Annotated in this window: 16 protein-coding genes; 9 read left to right on the forward strand and 7 right to left on the reverse strand. The window is 68.1% G+C overall.

The window, feature by feature from the left end; translation table 11 throughout:
- Window positions 1–6: 6 nt before the first annotated feature.
- A complete protein-coding gene (locus D5301_RS15530; protein WP_110710920.1) occupies window positions 7–351 on the forward strand; it encodes a hypothetical protein in 345 nt (114 codons plus the stop codon).
- A 39-nt stretch (window positions 352–390) separates the two neighbouring features.
- Here D5301_RS15530 and D5301_RS15535 read toward each other — a convergent pair whose 3' ends face one another.
- Window positions 391–1,005: a hypothetical protein gene (locus D5301_RS15535; RefSeq protein ID WP_110710921.1), complete on the reverse strand. Its 615-nt coding sequence runs from the start codon at window positions 1,003–1,005 to the stop codon at window positions 391–393.
- 309 nt (window positions 1,006–1,314) lie between these two features.
- Between D5301_RS15535 and D5301_RS15540 the strand changes: the two genes are divergently transcribed.
- Window positions 1,315–2,244 (forward strand): oxygenase MpaB family protein, encoded by a 930-nt coding sequence (locus tag D5301_RS15540; RefSeq protein ID WP_153856200.1) that lies wholly within the window; start codon window positions 1,315–1,317, stop codon window positions 2,242–2,244.
- A gap of 194 nt (window positions 2,245–2,438) precedes the next feature.
- Here the strand turns inward: D5301_RS15540 and D5301_RS15545 are convergent, their stop codons facing one another.
- Entirely contained in the window at window positions 2,439–3,026 is a 588-nt protein-coding gene (locus tag D5301_RS15545; RefSeq protein WP_153856201.1) for a TetR family transcriptional regulator, read from the reverse strand.
- A 133-nt stretch (window positions 3,027–3,159) separates the two neighbouring features.
- Here D5301_RS15545 and D5301_RS15550 point away from each other — a divergent pair, with 133 nt between their 5' ends.
- Together D5301_RS15550 and D5301_RS15555 are read left to right on the forward strand one after the other, a co-directional pair.
- Window positions 3,160–4,374, forward strand: a complete 1,215-nt coding sequence (locus tag D5301_RS15550) for an MFS transporter (protein ID WP_153856202.1) — start codon at window positions 3,160–3,162, stop codon at window positions 4,372–4,374.
- Window positions 4,371–5,543 (forward strand): MFS transporter, encoded by a 1,173-nt coding sequence (locus D5301_RS15555; RefSeq protein WP_153856203.1) that lies wholly within the window; start codon window positions 4,371–4,373, stop codon window positions 5,541–5,543. Before D5301_RS15550 ends, D5301_RS15555 begins: the two co-directional genes overlap by 4 nt.
- A gap of 282 nt (window positions 5,544–5,825) precedes the next feature.
- Here the strand turns inward: D5301_RS15555 and D5301_RS15560 are convergent, their stop codons facing one another.
- On the reverse strand, window positions 5,826–7,937 hold the full coding sequence (locus D5301_RS15560) for a M13 family metallopeptidase (protein WP_153856204.1): 2,112 nt from the start codon (window positions 7,935–7,937) through the stop codon (window positions 5,826–5,828).
- Between the two features lie 176 nt (window positions 7,938–8,113).
- Between D5301_RS15560 and D5301_RS15565 the strand changes: the two genes are divergently transcribed.
- On the forward strand, window positions 8,114–11,176 hold the full coding sequence (locus D5301_RS15565) for an EAL domain-containing protein (protein WP_153856355.1): 3,063 nt from the start codon (window positions 8,114–8,116) through the stop codon (window positions 11,174–11,176).
- A 95-nt stretch (window positions 11,177–11,271) separates the two neighbouring features.
- Here D5301_RS15565 and D5301_RS15570 read toward each other — a convergent pair whose 3' ends face one another.
- Complete coding sequence (locus tag D5301_RS15570) at window positions 11,272–12,153, reverse strand: LysR family transcriptional regulator (protein WP_153856205.1); 882 nt, start codon at window positions 12,151–12,153, stop codon at window positions 11,272–11,274.
- 96 nt (window positions 12,154–12,249) lie between these two features.
- On the opposite strand from D5301_RS15570, the gene D5301_RS15575 reads away from it, so the two are divergent.
- The 3 genes from D5301_RS15575 to D5301_RS15585 all read left to right on the forward strand — a co-directional run bounded on the left by D5301_RS15575 (window position 12,250) and on the right by D5301_RS15585 (window position 15,247).
- Window positions 12,250–12,660 carry a DoxX family protein gene (locus tag D5301_RS15575; protein WP_075675478.1) on the forward strand — a complete coding sequence of 137 codons (411 nt, stop codon included), beginning with the start codon at window positions 12,250–12,252 and terminating at the stop codon, window positions 12,658–12,660.
- A gap of 31 nt (window positions 12,661–12,691) precedes the next feature.
- Window positions 12,692–13,480 carry a class III extradiol ring-cleavage dioxygenase gene (locus D5301_RS15580; protein ID WP_153856206.1) on the forward strand — a complete coding sequence of 263 codons (789 nt, stop codon included), beginning with the start codon at window positions 12,692–12,694 and terminating at the stop codon, window positions 13,478–13,480.
- Window positions 13,481–13,597: 117 nt separating this feature from the next.
- The gene (locus D5301_RS15585; protein ID WP_032128751.1) at window positions 13,598–15,247 is read left to right on the forward strand and encodes a Na+/H+ antiporter; all 1,650 of its coding nucleotides are present in this window, start codon (window positions 13,598–13,600) and stop codon (window positions 15,245–15,247) included.
- Between the two features lie 81 nt (window positions 15,248–15,328).
- On the opposite strand, the gene D5301_RS15590 is transcribed toward D5301_RS15585, so the two are convergent.
- The gene (locus tag D5301_RS15590) at window positions 15,329–15,577 is read right to left on the reverse strand and encodes a DUF3297 family protein (protein WP_049456360.1); all 249 of its coding nucleotides are present in this window, start codon (window positions 15,575–15,577) and stop codon (window positions 15,329–15,331) included.
- Between the two features lie 90 nt (window positions 15,578–15,667).
- On the opposite strand from D5301_RS15590, the gene D5301_RS15595 reads away from it, so the two are divergent.
- Window positions 15,668–16,210 (forward strand): hypothetical protein, encoded by a 543-nt coding sequence (locus D5301_RS15595; RefSeq protein WP_049398337.1) that lies wholly within the window; start codon window positions 15,668–15,670, stop codon window positions 16,208–16,210.
- Window positions 16,211–16,358: 148 nt separating this feature from the next.
- On the opposite strand, the gene D5301_RS15600 is transcribed toward D5301_RS15595, so the two are convergent.
- Window positions 16,359–16,634 (reverse strand): DUF4031 domain-containing protein, encoded by a 276-nt coding sequence (locus D5301_RS15600; RefSeq protein WP_004153991.1) that lies wholly within the window; start codon window positions 16,632–16,634, stop codon window positions 16,359–16,361.
- Window positions 16,635–16,647: 13 nt separating this feature from the next.
- On the reverse strand, window positions 16,648–17,136 hold the full coding sequence (locus tag D5301_RS15605) for a hypothetical protein (RefSeq protein ID WP_153856207.1): 489 nt from the start codon (window positions 17,134–17,136) through the stop codon (window positions 16,648–16,650).
- Window positions 17,137–17,191: the final 55 nt, after the last annotated feature.

Below are 17,191 nucleotides of genomic sequence, written 5' to 3' on the forward strand. Positions count from 1 at the left end.
GGCACCATGCGCCTGTTCCTGCTTGCCTGCATTGCCGCGCTGCCATTGGCCGGCTGCGAGAAGTCCAGCAACACCTCGATCACCCGCACCCGTGCCAATGGCGTGGACACGCTGTACAGCAAGGGCACCGTGGCCGATGGCGAGGCGCGGTTCCAGTGCATCGCCAGCAGCAGCGGCCAATGCCACTACCTGGTGCTGGACCCTGCCTGCAGTACCGATGCGGCATGCGCGAAGCCACCGCTGCGCCGGTTCGCAGTGGCGGTGGGACAGACCGAGGCGATGCGCGACCTGCCCGAGGGCTTCCGCCAATGCGTCAGCCAGGACCCGATAGAACAATGCCACCGTGAGTGATCACGGTGGCATTGTGGGTCCCCCCGCTTCCCTGAAGGGTCAGTAGGCAGGCTGCAGTGTCAGGTCGTGGTGGTGCTCGTTCTCGCCGACATGGTTGAGGCGACCGACCAGTTCGGAGTGCTGCTTCATGCGCCCGATCTCGGTCATGATGCGGATGTCCTCATGGCGCAGTTCGCGCCGGGCGGTGACCGCCTGCTTGTAGTCCAGCACTTCCGGATAGTGCTCGGCCAGGTCCAGCGCCTCGGCCACGTGTTCGACACTGTCGGCCTTGGAGCTGATGCGGGCACGGCTGTTGAAGGCCTTCATCCAGCGCTCGAAACCGGCGGTGCGGTCGAACATGTTGGCCATGAACCAGATCACGAACAGGATCGAGATCCACGAACCGAACACCACGACCACGCGGGTGAAGGTGATGTGGTAATCGTCGCGCCAGAGGTAGTTGGTGATCAGGCCGAGGATCAGCAGCGAAGCCGCCTGCCAGCCGACGATCGAGGCGATCAGCCACTGGCACTTGGCCTGGGCCAGCACAGCCACTTCATCGCGGATCTGCTGCTCGCTCAGATTGCGCCAGTGCGCGACCTGTTTGTCAAACGGGCTGCTGTAGAGCTCGTTGTCGCGAAGCAGTAGTCCCAAACCCTTGAACAAAGCAATCATGGCTGGCTCCTTGTGGAACGTGCGTCGATCAGCATTGGACGGTGTGGCGGGTTCAGTTCTAGCACTTCCAGCGAGCCGTGCAATGGGCGGAATGCCTAGCGGCGTAAGGGTTTTGTCTGAATGGGTGAAAGCTGCTGCGGCGCAGCATCATCGTCGCAGCCTGCGACAGGATGTCGCAGGGTGAAACATGCTGCAGCCGCACATGAAACCGTTGCTGAGTGCGGAGACTCGCCGTCGGCGTCGTGATCGACCAGAATCGGGGCCGACCGCGCAACGCGTGGCCGTTCTTCCGCCTCTCCTGGACCTGTGATGCCGGCTCTGCTGCAGCGACTCTCCCGCCCCGTGACCGCGCCGATCCGGCGCTGGGTCCTGGAGGCCTTCCCGCGTGGCCAGAGCGGCATCGACTACGACCACCCGCTGGGTGACCCGGGCTGGTTCGGCCCGGACAGCGTCACCTGGCGGCTGCATGCGGAATTTCCGTCGATGCTGGCCGGAGGCCTGTGCGCGCTGATGCTGCAGACCCTGCACCCGCGCGCGCTGGCCGGGGTCTACGACCATTCCAACTTCCGCCAGGACCTGGTGGGCCGCCTGCGCCGCACCACCGCGTTCGTTGCCGGCACCAGCTATGCGCCTGCCGGCGAAGTCGAGACGCTGGTGGCGAAGGTACGCCGCATCCATGTGCAGATCCGCGGCCAGACCGCGCAGGGCGAGGCCTATGCCGCCGATGATCCGCAGCTGTTGACCTGGGTGCATGTGACCGAGGCCTTCGGCTTCCTGCAGGGCTTCCGCCGTTACGGACGCGAGGTGCCGGCGCACATCGCCGATCGCTACTACGACGAGTATCGCTGCGTGGCCGAGGCACTGGGCGCGGTGGATGTGCCGCGCAGTGAAGCGGAAGTGGCCGCCTATTTCTGCGCGCGGCAGCCGGAGCTGCGCGTCGACGAACGCTCGCGCGAGGTGCTGGAGGTGCTGTCCGGCGTGCGCCTGCCGGTACCGGTACCGGGCCTGTCGCGCGAAGTGTTCCTCGGCGCCGGTGCGGCGCTGCTGCCGGACTGGGCCGAAGGCATGCTGGAACGCAATGCGCGCCAGCGCGCACAAGCTGCAGCGTCGGCGAAGCTGATGCAGGGCATGGCGCCGTTGTTCCGCCGTGCGCTGCCCGACGGCCTGGCCAGCCGCGCCTGCGCGCGGATGGGCGTGCCGGCAGCGGTGTTGCGCGAGTGGCCCGAAATGCTCCGGTAGGTGCCAACCTGGGTTGGCACGCGTTGCGCGATAGAGCTTCATCCACGCATGGCGTGGATCTACTGACACCATGGTTCTGGTAGCTGCCGACCTTGGTCGGCACGCATTTCGCGCAGTGCCGCAGAAGCGCCAACCAAGGTTGGCCTCTACCCGAGCGGATTCCGCAGTAGGTCCACGCCACGCGTGGATGGGCCTTACCCCGTCGACTTCAACCCACGCAACAACATCTCCAGCGCCGCCGTTGCCTGCCGCAGGCGCGCATCACCGTCCTCGCCCTCGGCGATCCAGAACGCGGCCTCGGCCAGGCTGCCGTAGATCAGCGATGCCAGCGCCTGCGCATCCACCGGCACCGCTACGCCCTGCGCGATCAACTGTTCGATCAGGCGCTGCATCGAGTGCACGCAGTGGCGCTGCGATTCCGGTGAGGCGCCACCCAGTACCGCGCGCGCATCACGCAGCACGATGCGCTGGATCTCCGGTTCCAGCGCCATCTCCAGATAGGCACGGCAGCGCTGTACGAAGCCGTCCCAGGCATCACCCGCGCCATCGCTGATCGCCTGCAGGCGCAGGTCGGTCTCGGCATCGAGCTGGGCGACCACCGCCGCCAACAGGCCCTTCTTGTCGCCGAAGTGGTGGTAGAGCGCACCCCGGGTCAGACCGGCCTGGGCGGTCAGGTCATCCATCGAGGTGGCGGCATAGCCATGCTCGCTGAACACCCGGCGGGCGGTGTCCAGCAGGCTGGCGCGGGTTTCTTCCATCTCGGCGCGGGTGCGGCGAACCATACGGAGCTCCTTACATACGCAGTGCATGATTATTTACATACGACGCGTATGAATGTAGCCTCTTATTCATACGCTCTGTATGTATTGTCGTGGCGCCGCACGCGCCAGGCAAGCCGCTGCCCTGGAGATCCTGATGGCCACCCCCTATCGCGACCTGTTCGCTGCCCCCGGCACCGCCGGCCTCGCTCTGGCCGGGCTGCTGGCACGCCTGCCGCTGCCGATGACCGGTATCGGCATCATCACCCTGCTGTCGCAGCTGCGCGGCAGCTATGCGCTGGCCGGCGCGGTGTCGGCCACCTTCGTGCTGACCTACGCGTTGCTGTCGCCGCAGGTGTCGCGCTGGGTCGACCGGCGCGGGCAGCGCAGGGTGCTGCCGTGGGCCACGGCGGCCAGTGCGGCCGGCCTGCTGTTGCTGCTCGCGTGCACGCTGCTGGCCGCGCCGGACTGGATGCTGTTCGTCGCAGCGATGCTGGCCGGCTGCATGCCCAGCGTGTCGGCGATGGTGCGCGCGCGCTGGACCGCGATCCACCGCGGTCGCCCGCAACTGCAGACCGCGTACTCGCTGGAGACCGTGTTCGACGAGGTCACCTTCATTGCCGGCCCGCCGCTGTCGGTCGGGTTGTCGGTGGCGGTATGGCCGCAGGCCGGCGTGCTGGCCGCGGCCCTGCTGCTGGTGCTCGGGGTGACCGCACTGGTCCTGCAGCGCGGTACCGAACCACCGCTGCAGCGCGGCGAAGGCGCAACACCCTCGCGCTCGCTGCTGCGGCAAGCGGAGATCCGCCTGCTGGCGTTGCTGATGCTGGCGATGGGTGTGATTGTCGGTACCGTCGACATCACCAGCGTGGCCTTCGCCGAACAGCGGGGACAGCCACTCGCGGCCAGCGTGGTGCTGTCGGCCTATGCGCTGGGCAGTTGTGCGTCGGGCCTGCTGTTCGGCGCGCTGAAGCTGCAGGCGCCGCTGCAGCGCCTGTTGCTGCTGGGCGCAGCGGCCACCGCGCTGACCACGCTGCCACTGCTGTGGGTCGGCAGCCTGCCGGCGCTGGCCGTGGCCGTGCTGGTGGCCGGGTTGTTCTTCGCGCCGACGATGATCGTGGCGATGTCGCTGGTCGAACAGCGCGTGCCCGAAGCGCGCCTTACCGAAGGCATGACCTGGTTGCTGGCCGGACTGAACATCGGTGTGGCGCTGGGGGCGGCGCTGTCCGGGCAGAGCGTGGACGCCGGTGGCGTTCGCAGCGGCTTCATCGTCGCGCTGGCGGCAGGCGCCGTCGTGCTGCTGTTCGCATTGCTGCTGCAACGCGTGCTGCGCGGCGCAGCTGCATCCATTTCCGCTGAAGGAATCGTCCCATGAGTGTCTCTTCGCCCGCGCACGTCGCGCCGGTTGTCCGCCCTCCGTGGTGGGCGGTTTCCGCAGTCGGCCTCGCCACGTTCTCGGTGGTCACCACCGAAATGCTGCCGGTGGGCCTGCTGACGCCGATCGCCGAAAGCCTCGGCGCCTCCACCGGTACCGCCGGCCTGATGATCTCACTGCCGGCATTGCTGGCGGCGCTGTTCGCGCCGCTGGTGGTGATCGCGGCGGGTGGCATCGATCGCCGTCGCATCCTGTGTGCGCTGCTTGCACTTCTGCTGGTCGCCAACATCGCTTCGGCGCTGGCACCGGGCATCGGCTGGCTGCTGGCCGCGCGCGTACTGGTGGGGTTCTGCATGGGCGGGATCTGGGCCATCGCCGGCGGTCTGGCCGCGCGCCTGGTGCCGGCCCACCGCATCGGCCTCGCCACCTCGATCATCTTCGGCGGCGTGGCCGCGGCATCGGTGCTGGGCGTGCCACTGGGCGCGCTGATCGGCGATGCACTGGGCTGGCGCTGCGCGTTCGCGGCGATGGCGCTGTTCAGCGCGGCGGTGATGCTGCTGCATCTGCGCGCGGTTCCGGCGTTGCCGGTCAGCGCATCGGTGCAGGCGCGGCAGTTCGTGCAGCAACTCGGTCATCGCGGCCTGCAGCGAGGACTCTGGCTGACCCTGCTGCTGGTGGCAGGGCACTTCATCGCGTTCACCTATGTGCGGCCGCTGCTGACGTCCGTATCGGGCGTGGATGCGTCGTGGATCGGTGCGCTGCTGTTTGCCTACGGCCTGGCCGGCATCGCCGGCAACTTCATCGCTGGGCCGCTGGCGGCGCGGCATCCACGCGGCACGCTGCTGGCGATCGCGTCGGGCCTGCTGCTGACGCCGCTGCTGTTGCTGTGGGTGGGTGGCACGCCGAGTGGTGGCATTGCGGTGTTGCTGCTGTGGGGCCTGGCCTACGGTGGTGTGTCGGTGGGCCTGATGAGCTGGATGATGAAGGCGCTGCCGCAGGCCGTGGAGATCGCCACCGCGCTGTACGTTGGTGTGTTCAATGTGGGCATCGCGCTCGGGGCGTGGGGCGGTGGCCGGCTGCTGGATGGCATGGGCCTGCATGCGAATCTGTGGGTTGCCGCGGTGTTGGCTGCGAGCGCTCTGCTGATGGTTGCCACCACCCGCCGGTAGATCCACGCCATGCGTGGATTCCTACCCCGTGCCGACCAAGGTCGGCACCCACCAGAGCCGAGGCATTTTCCAACCAAGGTCGGCACCCACCAGAGCCGGGGCATGTGCCGACCAAGGTTGGCAGCTACCAGGGCGAGGCATGTGCCAACCAAGGTTGGCAGCTACCAGGGCGAGGCATGTGCCGACCAAGGTTGGCAGCTACCAGGGCGAGGCATGTGCCAACCAAGGTTGGCAGCTACCGGGAAATGAAACGGGCGCCTTGCGGCGCCAGTTCCGGTTACATCACCACACCTTGACCCGCTTGTCCGGGGCCAGGTACAGCTTCTGGCCTTCCTTCACTTCGAACGCCGGGTACCAGGCGTCGATGTTGCGTACGGTCAGTGCGCGGAACTGGCCCGGTGCATGCACATCGGTCAGCAGCGAATTGCGCAGCGCCTGTTCGCGGCTCTTGCTGCGCCACGCCTGGGCGAAGCCGAGGAAGAAGCGCTGGTCCGGCGTGAAACCTTCCAGGGTCTGGCCCGGCTTGCCCTGCAGCGACAGCTGGTAAGCGTCGTAGGCGGTACCCAGGCCGGCCACGTCGGCGATGTTCTCGCCCAGGGTCAGCTTGCCGTTCACGTGCACGCCCGGGAACGGTTCGTAGCTGCTGAACTGTGCGGCCAGCGCGTCACCGGCGGCGTTGAACTGCTTCAGGTCCTCAGCGGTCCACCAGTTGTGCAGCTTGCCGGTCTCGTCGAACAGCGCACCGGCATTGTCGAAGCCGTGGCTGATCTCGTGGCCGATCACGGCGCCGATCGCACCGTAGTTCACCGCGTCGTCGGCGGCGCCGTCGAAGAACGGTGGCTGCAGGATCGCGGCCGGGAACACCAGGCGGTTTTCCAGCGGCACGTTCATCGCGTTGATGGTCTGCGGCAGCATCGCCCATTCGGTGTGCTCGACCGGCTTGCCCAGCTTGGCGATGTTGCGCTGGTACTCGAACAGCTCGGCGCGCTGTGCGTTGCCCAGTGCGTCATCGCGGCGGATCTCCAGGCCGGTGTAGTCGCGCCACTTCTCCGGGTAGCCCATGCCCACGGTCAGGCCGGTCACCTTGGCCTTGGCATGCGCCTTGGTCTGTGGCGACATCCACGACAGCGCATCGATGCGCTTGGCGAAGGCGGCGATGATGTTCTTCGCCATCTCGTCCGCGCGCTCCTTGGTCTTGGCGTCGAAGTGCTTTTCGACGTAGCGCTTGCCGATCGCTTCGCCGATCGCGTGGTTGGCGTCATCGACGGCACGCTTCCAGCGGTCGCTCTGCTGCGGCGTGCCGCTCAGCGCGGTGCCATGGAAGGCGAAGCGGGCGTCGGCGAACTTCTTCGGCAGGTAGGCGGCGGCGCGGTCCAGCGCGTGGAAGGCCAGGTAGTCCTTCCACACCTCCAGTGGCTCGGTGGCGACCAGCTTGGACAGGCCGGCTACGGCCTTGGGCTGCCACACGATGAAGTCCTGCTGGTTGCCCAGCGCGGCCGCATCAAGGAAGGCGTTCCAGTCCATGCCCGGCGCCTTGGCATTGAAGTCGGCCTGGGTCCAGGGGTTGGCACCCTTGGTCACGTCGTTGGTTTCTTCCTGGGTGGCGTGCGCCTGCGCGATCTTGGTTTCCAGCGCGAGGATGCGCTGCGCCTTGCCGGCCGGATCGGCAACGCCGGCCAGCTGCAGCATCTGCGCGACATAGGCCTGGTACTGCTTGCGCAGTTCGGCCATGCGGCCGCCGCCCAGGTAGAAGTCACGGTCCGGCATGCCCAGGCCACCCTGCACCAGGTAGGGCGCGGTGCGGTCCGGCTGCAGCATGTCGACCGAGACCCACAGGCCGAACAGGCGGTCGGTGTAGAAGTTGGTGGCATTGAGCAGGTCGACGTCGGCGCGCATCTCGCCGCCGAGGGCACGCGCCAGGCCGGCCTTGTCGGCGATGGTCTCGATCGCCTTCAGCTGCGGCTGCACCGGCGCGATGCCGTGCTGCTCGATGCCGGCTTCGTCCATGTAGGCGGCGTAGTAGTCGCCGATCAGCTTGTCGTCACCGCTGGCCTGGGTGTTGCCGGCGGCGCCTTCGAGGATCGCGCGGGTGTCGGCCAGGGTCTTCTCGGCGATGACGTTGAAGCTGCCGAAACGCGAACGATCGGCCGGGATCTCGGTGTTCTTGACCCAGGTGCCGTTGGCGAAACCAAAGAAATCATCGCCGGCGGCAATGCTGCGGTCCATGCCGCTGGCATCGAAGCCGAAGCTGCCCAGCATCGGCTTGGCCGCAGCGGGCGCGGCGTCGGCCGGCGTGGCGGTGCCGGCCGACGGTTCGGCCGGACGGTCGCAGGCGGCCAGGGACAGGCTGGCAACGATGGCCAGTGCCAGGGTGGGACGGCGCAGCTTGGACATGGACTTCTCTTGCAGCGGAAAACACCAAGTCTAATCCGCCCCGGCCCGTCTGGCGGCCCCGCGGCGTGGCCTGCCCTGTGCAGGATCTGGCTGAACGCGCGGAACCGATCTTCACGCCGTCACCGGTGTGGTGCATGCTGGTCCCGGGAGCCCTGCGCGGACACGGGGAGGTGGCCATGCGGGGGCGGGTCAGGCGTCAAGAATGGCGTCCGCCGGCCGTTGAGGTCGGGGACGTGGAGGATTCGTTCGCGCATGAAGCCAGCCGACTGCACAAGGAAGATCGACCGATGCCCGCGCTGAAGCGGGCGTTGGCCCGGCCACTGCGCGCCATTACCTGGGGCGGGGTGCTGCTGGGCGTGTTGCTGGTGGCCGGCCTGACCACCATGCTGATCAACGACCACCAGCGCCGGCTGGAGGCCGCGCAGCGGCAGAGCCGCGCGCTGGCGGTGGGCAGCGAGCGCCTGCTGGCACTGGAACTGCGCAACCTGGAGCGGGCGATGTCCGGCATCGCCGCCGACGCCGCCGAACTGTTCCGCAGCGTGCCCGCACAGGCCCCGGCGCTGCTGGATGCTTCGATCGATGGCGTGCTGCGCCGCCATGCCGAGCTGCACAGCATCGTCGTGCTCGATCGCCATGGTCGCTCGATCACCGCCGGCAGGGGCGATCTGAACCTGCCGCTGTGGACCGATCCGCAACGCCGTGGCCAGGGCAGCGCGCTGTACATCGGCCCGCCGCAGCGTGCCAGCGACGACGGCTGGGTGGTGCCGCTGGCGCTGCCGATGGCCGGCGACCGCTGGCTGCTGGCACGGCTGCGCTGCGGTGAGCTGCAGCGCATCATCGGTGGCCTCGATGTCGGTCCGAACGGACTGGTCTCGATCAGCGATGCCGAAGGTTACATGCTGGCCCGCGTGCCGGACCCGCATGGTACGGTCGGCCGTCGCTACGACCTGCCGCGCCGCGATCTGCTCGGCAAGCAGGCGGTGGTCGAGCTGGGCAGCCTGCCGGGCGCGGTGGATGGCGTGCCCCGCATCATCACCATCAGCACGCTGGAGCGCAGCCCGCTGGCGGTGCAGGTCGGGTTGGCCGATGAGGACGTGCTGGCACCCTGGTGGCCGTACCTGCAGGCGTCGGTGGCGATCGTAGTGGCCTACATCGTGGTGCTGCTGGTGCTGCTGTACGCCGTACGTCGCAGCACCCGCCACCAGCAGTCGATGGCCGAGGAGCTGAAGGCAGGCCACGCCGAGCTGCGCCTGGCCCACCAGGTGGGCCGCATCTGCACGTGGTATGTGGACGAAGACGCCGCGCTGCTGCGCTGGTCGCCGCTGGCGCGCGAGATCTTCGGTGTGCAGACCGATGCGCTGCCGGTGGCGGATTTCTTCGCGCGCGTGCATCGCGATGATGCGGCGCGCCTGCAGCATGCCTTCGACCAGGCCTTTGCCGGTGGCGCGGTGCTCGACCAGGTGTTCCGCCTGGTGCTGCCCGGTGGCGAGGTGCGCTGGGTGGGTGCGCGTGGGCAGCGGGTGGAAATGGCCGACAGCGAGCGGCGCATGATCGGCGCGCTGAGCGATCTGACCGAGCGCTACCAGGCCCGCGAGCAGATGAGCGAAGTGGAGCGTCGCTTCCGCCTGCTGTTCGACCGCAACCCGGCGCCGTTCTGGGTGTTCGATCCGGACACGCTGCGCTTCATCGAGGTCAACGACGCCGCAGTGCGCCAGTATGGCTACAGCCGCGAGGAATTCCTGGCGATGAGCATCCTCGACATCCGCCCGCGCGAAGGCTGGGACGAGGTCAAGGGCGCAATCGCCAAGGCCCGTGTCGGTGAACTGCAGGACGCCACCGTGCGCCTGCACCGGCGCAAGGACGGCAGCGTGTTCGAAGTGCGCGCACATCTGTCCCGGCTCGATTTCGATGGCCAGCCGGCGTGCCTGGTGTTGGCCGAGGATGTCAGCGAACGGTTGGCCTACGAGCGTGACCTGGCCTACCAGGCACGGCACAACCCAGCCACCGGCCTGCTCAACGTGCGCGCGTTGACCGAGCAGCTGGACGAGCAGGACGAGGGCTACACCATCGCCTTCGTGCAGCTGCGTGGGTTGCAGCTGGTGGCCGATACGCTGGGCCGCGAGATCGGCGACGCGGTGCTGCAGTCGATGGCGACCCGGCTCGGTGGCCTCGGTGCGCGTTGTGGCACGCTGGCGTTCCAGCCAGCGGAGGACTTCGTGTTCGCCATCGGTGCCGGCCACGATACCCAGCGCGTGCTGGACGACCTGCTGCAGATCGTATCGGCGCCGATGCGCGGCAAGGATTCGCTGCACCAGTTCGAGCCGCGCATCGGTGTGGCCGTGCATATGCCGGGTGATGGCCACTCGGCCGAGCAGGTGATCGGCATGGCCGCACAGGCCGCGCATGCCGCGCGCGCCGAGGGCAACGTGGTGGTCTGGTTTGATGCGGCGGTGACCACGCGGCTGGCCGATCGCCTGCGCCTGGCGGGGCGCATCCACGCCGCCATCGACAACGAGTTCCAGCTGTACTTCCAACCGATCCGGCACGCCAGCGATGGCAGCCCGGCGGCGCTGGAGGCCCTGCTGCGCTGGCCGCAGGCCGATGGCAGCTTCATCCCGCCGAACGAGTTCATCCAGCTGTGCGAGGACACCGGGCTGATCCTGGCGTTGGGCCGCTGGGTGATCCGCGCGGCGGCGAAGGCGCAGCGGCGGCTGGTCGAGGCCGGTTGGGGTGAGCTGCCGATCGCAGTCAATGTGTCTGCCGTGCAGTTCTTCAACAGCGACCTGGTGGCCGAGTTCACCCGTGCCCAGCAGGACTTCGGCCTGGCCCGTGGCGCGCTGCATGTGGAACTGACCGAGAGCAGCCTGATGCGCAAGCCGGCGCAGGCGATGCAGACCATGCAGCGCCTGCACGAGCAGGGCATCAGTGTGTCGCTGGATGATTTCGGTACCGGCTATTCCAGCATGTCCTACCTGCAGCACCTGCCGCTGGACATCCTGAAGATCGATCGCAGCTTCGTGGCGGATGTGGAAACCAACCCGCGCAATGCCTCGATCTGCCGTGCGCTGCTGTCACTGGGCCACAGCATGGGCCTGACCATCATCGCCGAAGGCGTGGAGACGCCCGGACAGCTGGACTGGCTGGCTGCGCATGGCTGCGACCAGGTGCAGGGCTACCTGCTGGGCCGGCCGGCGCCGCTGGAACAGATCATCGACGCGCTGGATGAGGTTGCCGCCTGAGTGGTAGTGCCGGCCGCTGGCCGGCATTCGCCCAGGACCGGGATGTGTCTGATTGCCGGCCAGCGGCCGGCACTACCGGCAAGCGCCAGACTCGGCTACACCCCCGCATCCACCAAGTGGTCGATGAAACTGCGCACCTTCGGTGCCAGGTGGCTGCGGCTGGTATAGACCGCGAAGATGCCGATCGGCGAGGCCTCCCACTCGGGCAGGACGCGCACCAGGCGGCCATCGGCCAGTGCGTCTTCCAGCAGGAAATCGGGCTGCAGGATCACGCCCATGCCGGCGATCGCCGCTTCGCGCAGCACGTCGCCGTTGTTGGCGTGCAGCAGGCTGCTCACCGAGACCTTCACTTCGCCGCCCGGTCCCTGCAGTGGCCAATGGTCGCCAGCGGCCCAGTAGCTGTAGCTCAGGCAGGCGTGGGCCTGCAGCTCCTGTGGCGTCTGTGGTGTGCCGCGTGCGGCCAGGTAGGCCGGCGCGGCGCACAGGCTCACCCGCGATTCGCCCAGGCGGCGGGCGATCAGGGTAGGGCCCGGCTCGCGGGTGATGCGGATGGCCACGTCGTAGCCTTCCTCGACCATGTCCACCAGGCGGTCGGACAGGGCCAGGTCCAGTTCCACCTGCGGGTAGCGTTCGCGGTAGCTGGCCAGCAGCGGGCCGAGGCGGGCGATGCCCCAGCTGACCGGTGCGTTGATGCGCAGCGTGCCGGAGGGCTCCAGTGCCTGCGCACCGATGCTGGCCTCCAGTGCATCGAACTCGGCCAGCAGGCGCACGCACTGGGCGTAGTAGGCCGCGCCGGCACTGGTCGGGCTGACCCGCCGCGTGGTGCGGTGGAGCAGGCGGGTGGACAGGCGCTTTTCCAGCGCGGCGACCTGGCGGGTGACGCCGGCAGTGGACATGTCCAGGGCCTGGGCGGCGGCACTGAAGCCATTGCGCTCGACCACCGCCACGAACACGCGCATCGCCTCGAGGGTGTCCATTGTTGCGCCTTTTGAAATAAATACGGTCAATCCATCGTATTTATTGGCACGCGAAGGCGCAATAACCTGTGCCCACTCCCTTCAAGGTGTTTCCCCATGCACACCACGACCGCTCCTGTTTCGCCGCTGGCCCCGTACGGCGCCACCCTGCTGCGCCTGGCCCTGGGCGTGCTGTTCCTGGTCCATGCGCTGACCAAGCTGCTGGTATTCACCCCGGCCGGTACGGCGGCGTTCTTCGAGTCGCTGGGCCTGCCCGGCGTGCTCGGCTACCTCACCATCGGCGTCGAGCTGGTGATCACCGTCGCGCTCCTGCTGGGCATCTACGCGCGCTGGGTGGGCCTGGTCGGCGTGCCGCTGCTGCTGGGCACCATCGTCACCGTACACGGCGCCAACGGCTTCGGTTTCGCCAATGCCGGCGGCGGCTGGGAATATCCGGCGTTCTGGGCACTGGCGCTGGTAGTGCTGTTCCTGGTCGGCGACGGCAAGTGGACCCTGCGTTCGCGCTGATCGCTGCCTGACCCTGCAACTGGAGAATTCCATGTCCCGCCTGCCTTCGCTGTACATCTCGCATGGTTCGCCGATGACCGCCCTGCATCCGGGCCAGGTCGGCGTGCGCCTGGCCGAGCTGGCGCGCGACCTGCCGACGCCACGCGCCATCGTGATGGCCTCGGCGCACTGGCTGGGCCGGCAGCCGCTGGTCGGCGCGCATCCGCAGCCACCGACGATCCACGACTTCGGCGGCTTCCCGCGCGCGCTGTTTGAACTGCGGTATCCGGCGCCGGGCGATCCGGCGCTGGCCGAAGAGGTGGCCGGCCGCATCGCCGCCGCCGGCCTGCCGGTGGCGCTCGACCCGCAGCGTGGCCTCGACCACGGTGCGTGGGTGCCGCTGCGGCTGCTGCGACCGCAGGCCGACATCCCGGTGGTGCCGCTGTCGATCCAGCCGCTGCTCGGGCCCGAGCACCAGTTCGCGCTGGGCCGCGCGCTGGCACCGCTGCGCGAGCAGGGCGTGCTGCTGGTCGGCTCGGGCAGCATCACCCACAACCTGCACGACTGGGGCGACTACCAGGACGGCAAGGAGGCGCCGTACGTACGGCCCTTCATCGAATGGGTGGAGCAGCGCCTGGCCGCCGATGACCGTCAGGCCCTGTTCGATTACCGCAGGCAGGCGCCGTTCGCCGAACGCGCGCACCCGACCGATGAGCACCTGCTGCCGCTGTTCTTCGCGATGGGCGCGGCCGGCGAGGGCGGTTTCGGCGCACGCCGCATCGACGCCGGTATCGATGCCGGCTTCCTTGCCATGGACCTGTACCGCTTCGACGGGGCATGAGCCGGGGCTGACGCGCGGCGGCCCCGGCCGTCGCGGTCGTGGCCGCGTGTGGTAGTTTTCCCCGGGTTTCCGGCGCTGGCTTGCGAGCCTCCCCGCGCGCCGCTTCCTGGAAGAAGCATGCATACCATTGAAGTCGTCCTGGCGATGCTGGTGGCCGTTGTCGCCAGCGGCTACCTGGTTCGCGTCCTGCCGTTCTCGTTGCCGCTGCCGCTGGTGCAGATCGGCCTGGGCGCGGTGATCGCCGGCGTGTTCAACCGCGGCCATGCGCTGGAACCGGAGGTGTTCTTCCTGCTGTTCCTGCCACCGCTGCTGTTCCTCGATGGCTGGCGTATTCCCAAGCAGGGCCTGTTCCGCGACAAGGGGGCGATCCTCGAGCTGGCGTTCGGCCTGGTGGTGTTCACCGTCATCGGCGCCGGCTTCCTCATCCACTGGTTGATTCCGGTGATGCCGCTGGCGGTGTGCTTCGCACTGGCGGCCATCGTGTCGCCGACCGACCCGGTGGCGGTCGGGGCGATCGCCTCCAAGGCGCCGATTCCCAAGCGCCTGATGCACATCCTGGAAGGCGAGTCGCTGCTGAATGATGCCTCGGGCCTGGTCTGCTTCCGCTTCGCGGTGGCGGCGGTGATGACCGGCACCTTCTCGCTGGCCACCGCCTCGCTGACCTTCGTGTGGGTGGCGGTGGCCGGCCTCGCCGTGGGCGTGGCGGTGACGCTGGGCGTGTCGACCTTCCAGCGCTGGCTGTGGCGCCGCTTCGGCGAAGAGCCGGGCGCGGCGATGCTGGTCAACCTGCTGATTCCGTTCGCAGCCTATCTGCTGGCCGAAGAGATCCATGCCTCGGGCATCCTCGCCGCGGTCGCTGCCGGTATCGCGATGAGCTATGTCGAGCTGACCGGCCGTGTCTCCGGCAGCATGCGCGTGCAGCGTGCCGGGGTCTGGAACATGCTGCAGTTCAGCTTCAACGGCATCATGTTCGTGCTGCTGGGCGAGCAGCTGCCCGGCATCGTCGAACGCGCCACCACCACCATGAACGAGACCGGCCACCAGAGTGCGTGGTGGCTGCTGGTGTATGTGGTGGTGATCAATCTGGCACTGGTCGTGCTGCGCCTGCTGTGGGTGTGGCTGTCGCTGCGCTGGAACCTGCTGCGCGCGCGCCGTCGCGGCCTGGAGCGGGGCGAGGCACCGAACTGGCGCATCGTGGTGGCGACCTCGGTGGCGGGTGTGCGCGGTGCGATCACCCTGGCCGGTGTGTTGACCCTGCCGCTGTTCCTGCCCGATGGCAGTGCGTTCCCAGCACGTGACCTGGTGATCTTCCTGGCCGCGTCGGTGATCCTGTTCTCGCTGCTGGGCGCCAGCATCGCCTTGCCGCGGCTGTTGAAGGGCCTGCAGCTGCCGTCCGATTCGGGTGAGCGCAAGGAAGAGGACCTGGCGCGCCGGCTGTCGTCGAAGGCCGCACTGGCCGGGGTCGAGCGCATGCGCCAGCAGATGGTGATGAACCAGAACACCGAGAACGTGCAGTTGTACAACGATGCCGCCTCGCGGGTCAGCCTGTTGTACCAGCGCCACCTGGAGAAGGACAGCGACGGGCCCGACGTGGACCCGGAGAAGGTGCGGCGCATGGAACTGGGCTACCGCCAGCTGCGCAGCGCCGGCCTGAATGCCGAGCGCGAGGAGCTGTTCCGGCTGACCCGGCGCGGGGTGATCTCCGATGAGATCTCGCGGCGCCTGATCCGCAACCTGGACCTGCTGGAATCGCGCAAGCGCGAGTGACGCTGCGGTCGGGCGCCGTCGATCGGGGTCAGATCCCTTTCCGCGGGAAAGGGATCTGACCCCAGGATCCGAGAGCCGCGCTTATTCCGGCTTCGTTTCCAGGAAATACACCTCGACCTTGCCCTTGACCTTGATGGTCATCGGGTTGCCGCGGCGGTCGCGGGCCTTGCCGGCCTGCACGCGGATCCAGCCTTCGCTGACCGAGTATTCCTCGACGTTGTCGCGCTCGACGTCGTTGAAACGCACGCCAACGCCGCGCTCCAGCGCCTGTGCATCATGGAAGGGGCTGGCCGGGTTGATCGCCAGGTGGTCGGGAGGAGTATCGCTCATCGCTTCATTCACAGTGACGGCCACCAAGGCCGGCTTCAGCGGCACAGGATAAACCGTAGAATGCCGGCCTGCCCCAGAGGAAGTTCCGCCATGCCCGACAACAGCGACTATTTCGACTTCGAGGAAGACATCCACGACTTCGACGAAGACGGCTTCGAGGCGCGGGTCTGGAACCTGCTGGTGCTGATCAATCCGGGTGACGAGGAACTGGCCCTGCAGCAGTTCAACCGCTGGCGCGAGCACCTGTCCGAGGACGGGCAGCCGCTGGAAGCGGACAGTGACTGGCTGCCGGCGCTGTTCACGGCCATTGCCTGGCAGTCCGGTTTCGAGGTGGAACGAGATGACCTGGAATCGCTGCAGTCGGCGGTGAACGAGCTGTCGGCGCGCTTCAACCTGCAGCTGGACTGGGGCGGCGACCTGGACGACGAGGACTTCGCCGAAGACCTGGACGGCGTGCAGCTGATGTCCACCGCCTTCGACCGCCTGCGCGAGCACAATTACACGCTGTGGAGCGTGGATGCCGGCAGCGACGGCTTCACCGGCGTGATGGCGCTGACCCGCGACGATGACGCGATGCTGGCGCTGTGCTCGCTGCTGAACGTGGAAATCCGGCTGGGCAGCGACCCGTTCTGAGCGGGGCAGGTGGGTGCGGAGCCCGCCTATGGGTGGATGCCAACCTTGGTTGGCATGCCCCGTGCCTGATGTGCGGACCAAGGTCCGCACCCACCACAGGAAGTGGTAGCCCCACCCAGCACAGCAAGCGGTAGCCCCCCGCCACTGCCTACGGCCGGTATTGCGCCCTGGCGTTGGCGATCACTGCTTTGACCAGTTCGCGGTCGGCGTGCCGGGAAATGGCCCGCGCACCGAGCGCGATTGCCTGCGCGCGCAGCTCGGCGGTGACATCGTAGTGGGCGCCGCTGGCCTTGTTCTGGAAGGCCCGCGGGGGAATGCCGAGCTGCGCCGCCATCGCGTGCAGCTCGGCCAGGGTGTCGGCCATCAGGTGCGCCCAGCGCTGGCCGCGCCAGGGATGCACCGCGTCATCGACGTAGACCGTCACCGCCGCGGCCGGTTCAGGCCTGCGGCTTGCTGTCGCTGTCAGCAGCCGGAGCGGCCTCGGCAGCGGCGTCTTCGGCCACGTCGCCCTCGGCGGCTTCGCCTTCCTCGCCCTCAGCAGCGTCGACGCCTTCGAACTCGGCGACCAGCTTGTCCAGGTACTCGTCAGCGGTCTGGCCAGCGTCGGCAGCCAGGGTGTCCAGCAGCTTCTGCAGCAGCTCGGAGTACTCCAGGTTGACCTTGCGGCCTTCCTTCTCCTGCACGTTGGCCAGGTGCTTGAGCATGGCCAGCATCGGCACCGGGTTCTCGGCGTTGCCCATGGTCTGGCCGCCGATGGCCAGCAGCCACTCACGGCCCTGCAGGCCGATGGCCGCAACCACCTGGCCGTCTTCGTTGGTCAGCACGGCATGGTTCTGCACCTGCTGCTGCGCGTTCAGGCGGAGGAACGGGCGCTTGGCCTGCTGCTTCTTGCGCTTGTCGCGCTTGGCCTTGGAGTTCTGGGACATGGGGTGGGGTCACCTGGAAACGGAAAGACCGCCATTGTAGCGGCCGCGTGCAGGT

The sequence above is a fragment of the Stenotrophomonas sp. MH181796 genome, from assembly GCF_009659995.1.
GTDB lineage: Bacteria > Pseudomonadota > Gammaproteobacteria > Xanthomonadales > Xanthomonadaceae > Stenotrophomonas > Stenotrophomonas riyadhensis.